General features: G+C 74.0%; 6 protein-coding genes and 1 pseudogene. 4 read left to right on the top strand and 3 right to left on the bottom strand.

Annotated elements, in window-relative coordinates:
* Nucleotides 1-457: 457 nt before the first annotated feature.
* The 4 genes from DY240_RS09820 (at nt 458) to DY240_RS09805 (ending at nt 6,500) form a co-directional block, all read left to right on the top strand.
* Nucleotides 458-2,782: an Ig-like domain-containing protein gene (locus DY240_RS09820; protein WP_119659741.1), complete on the top strand. Its 2,325-nt coding sequence runs from the start codon at nt 458-460 to the stop codon at nt 2,780-2,782.
* A gap of 418 nt (nt 2,783-3,200) precedes the next feature.
* Complete coding sequence (locus tag DY240_RS09815; protein ID WP_119659740.1) at nt 3,201-4,472, top strand: MFS transporter; 1,272 nt, start codon at nt 3,201-3,203, stop codon at nt 4,470-4,472.
* A gap of 10 nt (nt 4,473-4,482) precedes the next feature.
* Nucleotides 4,483-5,418 carry an aldose 1-epimerase gene (locus DY240_RS09810; protein ID WP_158602798.1) on the top strand — a complete coding sequence of 312 codons (936 nt, stop codon included), beginning with the start codon at nt 4,483-4,485 and terminating at the stop codon, nt 5,416-5,418.
* 14 nt (nt 5,419-5,432) lie between these two features.
* Nucleotides 5,433-6,500 (top strand): trans-sulfuration enzyme family protein, encoded by a 1,068-nt coding sequence (locus tag DY240_RS09805; RefSeq protein ID WP_119659738.1) that lies wholly within the window; start codon nt 5,433-5,435, stop codon nt 6,498-6,500.
* 383 nt (nt 6,501-6,883) lie between these two features.
* Here the strand turns inward: DY240_RS09805 and cydC are convergent, their stop codons facing one another.
* From cydC to DY240_RS31820, 3 genes and pseudogenes are all read right to left on the bottom strand, one after another.
* Nucleotides 6,884-8,620 (bottom strand): thiol reductant ABC exporter subunit CydC, encoded by a 1,737-nt coding sequence (gene cydC / locus DY240_RS09800; protein ID WP_119659737.1) that lies wholly within the window; start codon nt 8,618-8,620, stop codon nt 6,884-6,886.
* The gene (gene cydD, locus DY240_RS09795) at nt 8,620-10,308 is read right to left on the bottom strand and encodes a thiol reductant ABC exporter subunit CydD (RefSeq protein ID WP_407659296.1); all 1,689 of its coding nucleotides are present in this window, start codon (nt 10,306-10,308) and stop codon (nt 8,620-8,622) included. The genes cydC and cydD overlap by 1 nt, the downstream gene beginning before the upstream one ends.
* Nucleotides 10,305-10,695, bottom strand: a pseudogene (locus tag DY240_RS31820) (hypothetical protein); the annotation flags it as partial. The gene cydD and the pseudogene DY240_RS31820, both read right to left, overlap by 4 nt.

Raw genomic sequence — 10,695 nt, 5'->3', positions numbered from 1 at the left:
GCGGCGGCCGGCATCCTGGCCGCCGGCGCGGCCGTCGCGGGCGTGCTCGTCCGGCGCCGCCGCCGCACCACGGCCTGAGTCCCGCCCGGGCGGGCTGCCGGAGAGCGCCGGCACTACACAGGCGCCATACGTCCGCCCACGCCGTCGCCGTCCGGCCGGGCGTCCGGCGGCGGTGCCCCAGCCGGATCGCGACACGCCGCACGACCTGCGCATCTCTTCGTGACACCGGTCGTCAACACGGCAGTAGCGTCCGATTTGCACTATTCACCAGTTGAGCATTCAAATTTCCGGTCACACAGCGTGATGTCGGACATTAGCCCTGATAGGTGCCGAGTACTTGAATATGCGAGCGAACGGTGCTGTAGGGTGACACAGGCTCCGGGGTGCCGTCGGCCGTCCACCGCCGGCGGAGCGCCGGGACCATTCCATGTCAATGACATTTCATTTTGGAGTAACAGTGAGCACAGCCCTGCTGCGCCGCCGCGGCGCTGCACGGGTCTCCGGTGTGCTGGGCGTCTGCGCTCTCGTGAGCACAGGCGTCGTCGTCTCCTCCACGGCCGCGTCGGCCGAGGAAGAGACCGTCACCGGGACCCTGCAGACGTTCGCCGCGGAGGCGTTCGCCCCCCAGGCCGACGAGCTCCCGACCGGCCTCGTGGAGGCCATCCAGCGTGACCTCGGCATCTCCGCCGAGGAGTACCTCGCCAACGCGGCGGCCGCCAAGGTCGCCGCCGACGTGTCCGCTCAGCTCGTCGACGCCGGCGTGAACATCAACGCCACGGTCATCGACGGCCAGGACGTCACCCTCTACGTCGAGGCCGAGGCCGACGTCGCCGCCGCCGAGGCGGTCGGCGCCAAGGTCGAGATCGGCCTCCCCGAGGTCAACTCCGACGAGACCGAAGAGCAGGAGTACTTCGCCCAGGACGACTTCAAGGGCGGCTACGGCTACGGCACGCTCGACGACTTCGAGACGCCCACGGGCGCCTACCGCTGCTCGGCGGGCTTCAACGGCACCGCCGGCGACGGCTCGCCGGTGAACTACACCGCCGGCCACTGTGGCTACGAGTTCGAAGACGGCCACCCGTGGTTCCACATCCCGCTCGACGGGCCGCTGTTCGACAGCGGCTCGTGGGTCGGCGACGCGGACACGCCGCCGCCGTTCCTCGACCGCCCGCTGGGCGAGAACGGCCCGATGCACTTCGGCGCCGGCGAGGACGGTCTCGACGGCGGCCTGCTGAACATCACCGAGCCGGGCTGGACCACCCCGCCGCAGGTCGCGGTCTGGGGTGGCGGCACCGGTGCGCCCGATGACGGCGCGGCGGTGAACATCTACGACTCCACCGACGCGGTCGTCGGCCAGCCCGCCTGCAAGTCCGGCGCCACCTCCGGCTGGACCTGCGGCGAGGTTCTCTGGGCCGAGGACACCGTCGAGCTGAGCACCGCGGAGAACGTCACCGCCTTCATCTTCACGGCGTGCATGCTCTCCGGTGACAGCGGCGGCTCGATCGTCTCGGGCAACTACGCCCTCGGTGTCAACTCGTTCTCGAACGCTCAGTCGGACGCGACGTGCGACTCCAGCAACTGGAACCCGGCCACCGTGTTCGACCCTGAGACTGACGGCGCCAACGGCAACCTCGGCGGCGGCTTCGCGGTGACCAGCGGCACGGCCAACGCCGAGACCGTCTTCGGCGACGACTTCAATCTGGCCATCCACGTCGGCACCCCGGCCGTCACCTCGCCGGAGGACGGCGGCACCACCGACCAGACGCCGACCATCTCGGGTTCGGTCGAGGCGGCTGCCGGCGCCACGGTCACCGTCGAGATCGAGGGCGGCCCGACCGTCGAGGGCACCGTCGCGGCCGACGGCACGTGGAGCGCCGACGTCGACGAGGAGCTCGCTCCGGGCACCTACACCTACACCGCGACCGCCTCGCACACCGCCAACGGCGCGTCGGAGGCCACGACCTCCGACGCGACGACCGGCAGCTTCGAGGTCGTGGAGCAGCAGGTCGAGGACCTCGCGGTCGACTCGCCGACCGAGGGCCAGACCACCGGCAACGCGCGTCCGGAGTTCTCCGGCGCCGGCCAGCCCGGCGCCACCGTCGCCCTGACGGTCGGCGACGCCGAGTACGGCACGGCCGAGGTCGGCGAGGACGGCGCCTGGACGCTGACCCCGTCGAGCGACCTGCCGGTCGGCGTGCGGTTCGACGCCGTCGTGACGCAGACCTTCGAGGACGACACCCAGAAGGTCACCGTCGCGGACCTCGGCATCGAGGCGGCCGACGTCACGATCACGACGCCCGAGGACGGCTCGACCGTCGCCGGTGACGTCGTCTTCGAGGGCACCTCGTTCGCCGGGGCCAGCATCGGCCTGCTGCTCGAGCAGGCGGCCGACGCCGCTGCCGACGACGCGCAGCCGCGCCTGGGCGTGCGCGCCGAGGGCGAGGACGACGTCGAGGAGTGGGCCGGCGAGTTCGAGATCGACGACGCCGGCAACTGGACGTTCGACCCGGCCGAGGACCTGCCGGAGGGTGAGTACACCATCACCGCCACGGCGACCCTCGAGGGTGGCGACCCCGAGCTGTCCGACTCCGAGGCCGTGGCCACGTTCACCGTGGCGAACGGTGGCGGCGACGACGACGGCGGCAACGGCGAGGACGGTGACGAGGACCTCCCCGACACCGGTTCGTCCGGCACCACCTGGATGATCGTCGGCGGCATCGCGCTGCTGCTGGCCGGCGGCGCCGCGGTGGCCGTCCGGGCCCGCCGCAACACCACCGCCTGATCATCGGGTAGACGCACCACCAGCTGAACCGAGTGGCCCCGGCCCCGCCTCGTGCGGGGTACGGGGCCACTCGTCGTTACGGAATCGTGATGCGGTCGTCGTCGTCACGCTCGGTGACCATGGGCGCTCGGCTGATGAGTGAGTTCGATGCTCGCCGATGGTCGGCGGCGCGCGCCGTGCTGACAGCGAGGCGGTTCCTCAGCCAGCGTGGATGCACCTCACCCGCGGCAGGACCACGTCAGAGCGTCGATCTGGTCTCGAACCGGTCCTGACGCGGGTGAGGTGCTTCTCATCGGCGTGAGCAGCGGCGCCGCACGCCACCGGGGTCCGGCTCGTCGTCGCCCGGAAACCGGCCTGCGGCAACCACGACCGCGGGCCCGTCGGGCCGGCGTCGCAGGGCTCCTGGCAGGATGTCCAGGTGCGCCGGCTGCTGTTGGACCTGACGCCGCTCAAGGTCAGTGTTCCCTACCGCCGGCTCTGGATCGGTATCTCCCTCTCCGGCATCGGCACCCACCTCACGACCGTCGCCGTCGGGTTGCAGGTGTACGACCTGACCGGCTCGACGTTCAGCGTGGGGCTGGTCGGGCTGTTCGCGCTGGCGCCGCTGGTCGCGCTCGGCCTGTACGGCGGGGCGATCGTCGACGCGTACGACCGGCGGCGGGTCGTCATCGTCAGCTCGACGGGCCTGCTGCTGGTCGCCGCCGGGTTCGCGGTGCAGGCGTGGGCCGATCTGGGGCACGTGTGGCTGCTGTACGCGCTGGTCGCGGTGCAGAACGGGTTCTTCGCGGTGAACTCCCCCGCGCGGACGGCGATCATCCCGCGGCTGCTGCCCGGCCCGTTGCTGCCGGCGGCGAACGCCCTGGGCAGCATGTCGATGAGCCTCGGCCTGACCATCGGCCCACTGCTGGCCGGCGTGCTGATCGACTCCGTCGGCTACGGCTGGACGTACAGCATCGAGGCGGTGCTGCTGACGGTCGCGCTGACGACGTTGCTGGCGCTGCCGCCGATGCCGCCGCAGGGGACGGTGCGCCGGGCCGGGCTGCGCTCGGTGCTGGAGGGCTTGTCGTACCTGCGGACCCGGCCGAACGTGCGCATGACGTTCCTCGTCGACCTGTGCGCGATGGTGCTGGCGATGCCGCGGGTGCTGTTCCCGGCGGTCGCGGCGGCGGTGCTGGGTGGCGGGCCGACGACGGTGGGCATCCTGGTGGCCGGCATGGCGGCCGGGTCGTTCCTGGCCGGCCTGTTCTCCGGGCCGCTGGGGCACGTGCGGCGGCAGGGACTCGCGGTCGTCGTCGCGGTCATCGTGTGGGGCCTGGCGGTGGTCGCGTTCGGGCTGGTGCTGGTGGCCGTGCCCGGCCCGGAGAACGGCGGCGCGCACTGGGCGCTGTGGCCGGCGGTGCTGTGCATCGCGCTGGCCGGCGCCGCCGACACCGTCAGCGCCGTGTTCCGGATGACGATTCTCCAGGCCGCCACGCCGGACGAGCTGCGCGGCCGGCTGCAGGGCGTGTTCATCGTCGTCGTGGCGGGCGGGCCGCGGCTGGGCGACCTCGTGCTCGGCTCGCTGGCCGAGCTCAGCGGCGAAGCGTGGGCGGCGGTCCTCGGCGGCCTGGCCTGCATCGTCATCGTGAGTGCGCTCGCGGTGACCCAGCGCCGGTTCGTCCGTTACGACGCCCGCCACCCGGAACCCTAAGCTGAACGCCGTGACCGAACCGAGCGTGTCCACGCACCGCGGCTGGGAGATCCTCCGTCTCACGTCCGACGACCTCGAGGTCGACGTCGTCCCCGGCAAGGGCGGCGACGTCACGGCGGTGCGCTGGCGCCCGCTCGACGTCGACGTCATGTGGCGCACCCGCTGGGGGCTGCGCCCACACGGCGAGCACACGACCATCGGCAGCAGCGAGGCCCTGCTCATGCAGGCCTACCCAGGCGGCTGGCAGACGGTGTTCCCCAACGCCGGAGCGCCGAGCCAGGAGCACGGCGTCGAGTGGGGCATGCACGGCGAGGCCTGGCTGGCCTCCTACGACTGGTCGGCCACCGGCCCGAGCGGCGTCGAGCTGCGCACCGACCTCGTCCGCAGCCCGTTCTCCGTCGTCAAGCACGTCGAGGTCGCCGGCCCGTCGGTCACCGTCACCGAGACGGTGACGAACGACGGCGCCGAGCCGGTCGAGGTGATGTGGAGCCAGCACCCCGCGTTCGGCGCGCCGCTGGTCGGCCCGGCGGCGCGCGTCGAGACCGCGGCGCGGACGATCCAGCTGGACCCCGACACGTCGGCGGCCTGGCCCGGCGACGGATTCGACCGGATACCGGTGCCGGGGTCCGGGGTCAGCCGGCTGGCGTTCCTGACCGACTTCGCCGAGGGCCGGGCCGGCATCGTCAACGACGAGCTGAGGCTGCGGGCCGACCTCACCTGGGACACGTCGCTGATGCCGCACGCCTGGTACTGGCTGGAGGCGGGCGGACGGGCCGGCTTCCCCTGGTACTCGGGGGCGTACGTGCTCGCGCTGGAGCCCGCGACCAGCTGGCCCGACGCGGGAGTGGCGGGCGTGCGCGAGACGACGGGGACGCAGCTGGCCATCGCGCCGGGCGAGTCGCGGACCGCGACGGTGACGCTGACGCTGGCCGCCACGGCACCGTGACCGATACTGACGCCATGGATGCAGGCATCCCCCGGTCCCCCGCCACCCGCGTCGTCACCACCGGCCGTCCCGCCGCCGAGCCCGACGCGCCGCTGAACGAGCCGGTCACGTTCGCCTCGACGTTCCACGCCGGCGGCGACGTCGGTTACGGCCGCTACGGCAACCCGTCGTGGACGGCGCTGGAGTCGGTGCTCGGCGACCTCGAGGGCGGCCGCGCGCTGGCGTTCGCCTCCGGCCTGGCGGCGTCCAGCGCGGTCATGTCGCTGCTGCCGGAGGGCGCCGTCGTCGTCGCGCCTGACTGCGCCTACCTGGGCGTCCTCGACCAGCTGCGCGAGCGGGCCACCCAGGGCCGGCTCACGCTGCGCCAGCTGCCGGTCACCGACACCGACGGCATCGCGGCGGCGGCCAAGGGCGCGGCGATGGTGTGGCTGGAGTCGCCGACCAACCCGAACCTCGACGTCGCCGACATCGCGGCGGCGGCCGCGGCGGCGCGTGCGGCCGGCGCGCTCACCGTCGTCGACAACACGTTCGCCACCCCGCTGCTGCAGCGGCCGCTGGAGCTGGGCGCCGACGTCGTCGTGCACAGCGTCACCAAGCTGCTGGCCGGCCACTCCGACGTCGTCCTCGGCGCGGTCGTCACGACTGATGACGCCGTGTACGACCGGCTCGACGCGCATCGGCGGCTGCACGGTGCCATCCCCGGCCCGATGGAGGCCTACCTCGCCGTGCGCGGCCTGCGGACGCTGTCAGTGCGGCTCGAGCGGGCGCAGGCGAACGCGACGGAGCTGGCCTCGCGGCTGCGCGCGCACCGGTCGGTGAACGTCGTGCGCTACCCCGGCTTCGGGACGATGTGCTCCATCGAGGTGGCCGGCGGCGCGGAAAGCGCCGACGCCGTGGTGGCGGCGGTCGGCCTGTGGGTGCACTCGACCAGCCTCGGCGGCGTCGAGTCGTCGCTGGAGCGGCGGCGGCGATGGCCTACGGAGAGCCCGACGGTCGACGAGTCGCTGCTGCGTCTGTCCGTCGGCATCGAGGACGTCGAGGACCTCTGGGCCGACCTCTCCCGCGCCCTCGACACGATCTGACGTCCTGCCGCGGACGGTTAGAGGGACGTGGAGGATGGGCACGCCCCTCGCCGTTGTCGCGCCCGTTTCGCACTGCTTCGTCCGACCGTGAACGGCGATGATCATCCAGGATCGCCTACATCACGAGGATTACGTGAGCTTCACCATGACTGTAGGGGTGTTGACGCGGGGGTAATCATCGTGATGGCTTGCGAATCACGAGGAAATCTCACCAGGCGGACGGTCCACGACACCAAACTCACACCGAAACGGGGCCAACGCCACGGCCAGCCGTCGCCACACTCCCCCGTCCCCCTGATAGCTGCCGTTCTCAGCCGCGCCCGCGGCCAAGACAATCGGGCAGCAGGGGGATGGCCAACGCGACGAACCCCGCGAACCCGGCCTCATTCAGAGGCGAGCGCCGGCCGCGACGCCCACCACAGGTCCTGGTAGGGGCCGTCGACGGCGACCAGCTCGGCGTGGGTGCCGCGCTGCACGACCCGGCCGGCGTCCATCACCACGATCTCGTCGACGGCGTCGAGCCCGGCCAGGCGGTGGGTGACGACGACCGTCGTGCGGCCGCGGGTGGAGGCCAGCAGGTCGGTCATGAGGTCGTCGGCGGTGCGCGGGTCCAGGCCCTCGGTCGGCTCGTCCAGCAGCACGACGGGCGGGTCGGCGAGCAGCGCCCGGGCCAGCGCCAGCCGCTGCCGCTGGCCGCCGGAGACCTGGCCGCCGGACTCGCCGACCATGGTGTCCAGCCCGGCCGGCAGCGACTCGACCCAGTCGCGCAGCCGGGCGGTCTGGAGCGCGGCCAGCAGGTCGTCGTCGGACGCCGACGGGCGGGCGACACGCAGGTTCTCGCGGATCGACGTGTGGAACAGGTGCGCGTCCTGGGTCACGCCGGTGATGACGGCCCGCACGTCGTCGCCGTCGTAGCGGCGGGCGTCCGCGCCGTTGAGCAGCACGGTCCCGGCGGAGGGCTCGATGAAGCGCATCAGGCAGGCCAGCAGCGTGCTCTTCCCGGAGCCGCTGGCGCCGACGACGGCGACCCGCCGCCCGGGCGTCAGGGAGAGGTCGACCCCGTCGACGGCGTCGATGGTCGCGCCGGGGTAGCGGACCGAGACGCCGCGCAGCGCCACGGACACCGGACCGGACGGCGCCGGCAGCGCGCCGTCGCCCGGTTCGGCCACCGGCGGCGGAGTGTCGAGCACCGCCAGGACGCGGCGCAAGGCCGAGCGTGCCTCCAGCAGCCGCTGCACCGCCGGCACCAGCGGCAGCACCGGCTCGAACGCGATGAGCGCGACCAGCGCCACCACCGGAACCATGACACCGGCCAGCCCGCCGTCGGCACGGGCACCCAGCGCCAGCACCGTCACCGCGACCGTCGTCACGCCCTGCACCAGCATCGCGGCGGCGCCGCCGAGCGCCGTCGTCAGCGCGGTCCGCCGCTCCAGCCGGGCCAGCCGCTCACTGGCCCGCTCCGCCTCATCCAGCGCCGTCGCCGTGGCGCCGAACACCGCGAGGTCGGCGCTGCCCTGCAGCAGGTCCGTGTGGTGCGCGGCCAGCTCGGCCCGGGCCGGGGCCAGCCGCCGCGCGGTGCGCCGCGCCGCCGCCACCATGAGCAGCGGCACCACCAGCCCGGCCAGCGCCAGCCCGGCCGCCAGCACCACGGCCGCGGACGGCAGCACGAGGGCGGAGAACCCGACCGCGACGCCGGCCACCACGACCGCCGTGCTCACCGGCACCAGCACCCGCACGACGAGGTCCTGCACGGCCTCGACGTCGGAGACCATGCGGCTGAGCAGATCGGAGCTGCGGTAGGCGGGCAGACCGGACGGCGCCAGCGGCACCAGCGCGTCGTAGACCCGGCCACGCAGCGTCGCCAGCGCCCGGAGTGCGGCGTCGTGGCTGGCCAGCCGCTCGGCGTAGCGGAAGACGCCGCGGCCGGTCGCGAACGCCCGCACACCGACGATCGCCAGGGACAACGCGGCCAGCGGCGGCTGCTCGGCGGCCCGGGCCAGCAGCCAGGCGGCGGTTCCCATCAGGGCCAGCGCCGCCAGCTCGGTGGCCACCGACGCGGACACCGCGACGAGCAGCCGGCCCAGGTGGGCGCGGAGCAGACCCGCGATCCGCCGCACCATCAGCCCACCTCCGCGCGTGCCGGCCCGGCGATGCGGCCGTGGTCCAGCGTCACGACCCGGCCGGCGTCGAGCACCATGGCCGGCCGGTGCGCCACCACCAGCACCGTCCGGCCCGCCATCAGCCGCGCGGTCGCCTCGACGACGACGGCCTCGCTGCCGGCGTCGAGCCCGGCCGTGGGCTCGTCGAGCAGCAGCAGCGGGGCGTCGCGCAGGAACGCCCGGGCCAGCGCGATGCGCTGGCGCTGGCCCGCGGACAGCCCGGCGCCGCGCTCGCCCAGCGGGGTCTCGTACCCGCGCGGCAGCCGGGCGACGAACTCGTCGGCGTGCGCCAGGGTCGCCGCCCGCACGACCTCGTCGTCGGTGGCGTCAGGGCGTCCGAGCCGGATGTTCTCGGCGACGGTGCGGGCGAACAGGTGCGGCCGCTGCGGCACCCAGGCCAGCTGCCGCCGCCAGCTCTCGGCTTCGGCCGAGGCGACGTCGGCGCCGCCGGCGAGAACCCGTCCGGACGTCGGCGTCACCAGCCCGAGCAGGACGTTGACCAGCGTGCTCTTGCCGGCGCCGCTCGGCCCGACCAGCGCGACGCGCTCTCCCGGCGCGATGGCGAGCGAGACGTCGTCGAGCGCCGCCTCGTCGCGGCCGGGATAGCGCACGGTGACGTTCTCGAACCGGATGCCCGCGGCTGCGTCGGGCACCGCGTCCACCTCGGCGGCCGCGACGCGCGCGGCCGGCCCGCCGTCCGCGTCGACCACCGTGAAGCACCGCTCCGCAACCGCGAGGCCCTCGGTGCTCGCGTGGAACTGCGACCCGAGCGCCCGCAGCGGCAGGTATGCCTCCGGCGCGAGCAGCAGCACCAGCAGCGCCGTCTCCAGACCCATCCCGCCGTTCAGCGTCCGCAGGCCGATGGGGACCGCGACCAGCGCGACGGACAGCGTCGCGACCAGCTCCAGGACCAGCGCGGACAGGAACGCGATGCGCAGCGTGCGCATGGTGGCCGAGCGGTGCTCGTCGGCGATGCGCCGCACCTGCTCGGCCTGCGCCTTCGCCCGCCCGAACGCACGCAGCGTCGGCAGCCCGGCCACGACGTCGAGGAAGTGCCCGCCCAGCCGCTCCAGCGCCCGCCACTGCCGCTCGGTGGCCCGCTTGGTCGACATGCCGACCAGCACACCGAAGATCGGGATCAACGGCAGCGTGACGAGGATGATCACCGCCGACGCGAGGTCGGCGGCGGCGATGCGCACCAGCACCGCGAGCGGGATCACGGCGGCCAGGAACAGCTGCGGGAAGTAGCCGGTGAACCAGGGGTCCAAGGCGTCCAGGCCGCGGCCGAGCGTCGTCGTCAGCCCGCCGGTGTGCTGACCGGACAGCCAGCCCGGGCCCAGCTCCTGGGTGCGACGCAGCACCTGCCGCCGCAACGACGCCTTCGCCGACGCGGCGGCCCGCTGGGCCAGCGCCTGCTGCGCCCACGACAGCCCGGCCCGGACGGCGAACACGCCGGCCAGCAGCGCCAGCAGCCCGGCGACGGAGCCCGCGGACGGCCCGTCGAGTACGCCGTCGGCGAGCAGCCGGGCCAGCAGCTCGGCCTGGACCAGGATGGCGACGGCCGCGGCCACCGCCAGCAGCGTGAAGGCCAGGGTGATGACGCGGAAGGCGGGCAGTCCGGCGAGCAGCCGGCGGGCGAGCCGATTCAGAAGAACACCGCCGATCCGGCCCCGACGCGGTGCCGGAAGGTCCACCACATCCAGGCCTGGACGGCGAGCAGGATCGGCAGCACCGGCACGACGAACGCGCCCAGCAGGTCCAGCGTTGCGGACGCGGCGAGGCCGTCGAGCAGCCGCGGCGCCGACGCGAGCCCGGCGGCCAGCACCGGCGCGGCCGCGGCCACCGCCGTGCAGCCGAAGGCCCAGCCGTCGCGCTCGCGATCGAACAGCCGCGTCGCCATCGTGACCGCCACGGCTGCGGCGACGCCCAGCACGGCGGCCGGCACCGGCCGGGCCAGGTCGACGCTGAACGCGGGGGTGACGACGCCGACGGCGGCCAGCAGCGCCAGCGCGGCGGCGCCGGCGCGACGGACGGTC

The sequence above is a fragment of the Jiangella rhizosphaerae genome (assembly GCF_003579925.1).
Classification (GTDB): Bacteria; Actinomycetota; Actinomycetes; order Jiangellales; family Jiangellaceae; genus Jiangella; species Jiangella rhizosphaerae.
This window is presented reverse-complemented; position numbering and strand designations above follow the sequence as displayed.